General features: G+C 41.3%; 1 protein-coding gene. It reads left to right on the forward strand.

Annotated features, from left to right (window positions below; all coding sequences use genetic code 11):
* Positions 1 to 266 precede the first annotated feature (266 nt).
* A complete protein-coding gene (locus tag MLE14_RS22230) occupies positions 267 to 1484 on the forward strand; it encodes an IS110 family transposase (protein WP_243300545.1) in 1218 nt (405 codons plus the stop codon).
* Positions 1485 to 1534 lie beyond the last annotated feature (50 nt).

Here is a 1534-nt window from a genome sequence, read left to right on the forward strand (position 1 = left end):
CCCGTTAGTCATCCATGCAGCGCAAAAATCGGCGCTGCACCACAGAGAATGAAAATGAATTGAATCCGTCCATACTGATTCTATGGCTGGAAGAGGAAGGTCGATGAACTATGGTGCCTTAGAGCCCATCCGTTAGTCTGACTCCAACGACCACGGTGCACCACAGACTGTCGCTCCCTTACGGGAAGCACTCATGGTAGATTAATCCTTATTCTGATTGTTGCACCAGCCTCCAATATATTCAAGCCATAGAAAGGAAGTTTTCAATGGATGTAATCATTGAAAGAGCCTGCGGTATGGATGTCCATAAGGATAATATTACTGCATGCATTATGACACCCGAAGGAAAGGAGATTCAAACATTTTCTACCAAAACTGTCTTTCTACTAAAGCTAATAGACTGGATTAAAGAACATCGTTGTACCCACGTTGCCATGGAGAGCACAAGTGTATATTGGAAACCTATTGTTAACTTACTAGAGTCCGAAGGAATCGAGTTCCTAGTCGTGAATGCACAACATATGAAATCTCTTCCTGGTCGTAAAACAGATGTGAAAGATTCCGAGTGGATTGCGCAGCTTCTTCGACACGGATTACTACAAGCCAGTTTCATTCCAAATCGAAATCAGCGAGAATTGCGCGAACTTGTAAGGTATCGCCGCAGTATCATTGAAGAACGGGCTAGACAGCATAATCGGATTCAAAAAGTGTTAGAAGGAGCTAATATAAAACTTGGTTCAGTGGTATCTGATATTATGGGAGTTTCTTCGAAGGATATGCTTTATGCCATTGCAGACGGTGAAGATGACCCTGAGAAACTAGCAAATTTCGCTCGTCGTACGATGAAACGGAAGAAAGAAGAGCTTGAACTCGCCCTTCAGGGCTATGTTAACCCTCACCAACGTTTAATGTTAAAAACGATCTTAACTCACATTGATTTCCTTACTGAACAAATTGAGATGTTAGATCATGAGATTGCCCAAAGAGTCTCCACCTATCAGGAAGATATCGAACGTCTTGATTCTATACCTGGTATCGCTACACGGATGGCAGAACAAATCTTAGCAGAGATTGGGACTGATGTTAAAAACCAATTTCCGACAGCCGCACATCTATGTTCATGGGCAGCTTTAGTACCTGGACACAATGAGAGTGCAGGTAAAAGAAAATCTTCCAAATCTAAAAAAGGAAACAAGTATTTAAAGTCAGCATTAACCGAAGCAGCTCAATCAGTAAGAGGTTCTAAGAACTATCTAGGTGCACTTTATAGAAGGACAGCTGGACGAAAAGGCTCGAAAAGAGCAGCCGTTGTAGTTGCTCATGCGATGTTACGAATCGCATATTATCTACTAACACGAAAAGAAATGTATGTAGATCTAGGTGAGGATTATTTTGATAAGCAACGACAAGTGTCTATTGTACGCCATTCTGTTCGAAGACTAGAGAACTTAGGATATAGTGTGACAATAACAGAAGTCTCTTAATTATGAATCCGAATCCAGGACATCTTATTTAGGCGCATCTTTTAAAAAAA

This window comes from Bacillus litorisediminis (genome assembly GCF_022808645.1).
Classification (GTDB): domain Bacteria; phylum Bacillota; class Bacilli; order Bacillales; family JC228; genus Bacillus_BF; species Bacillus_BF litorisediminis.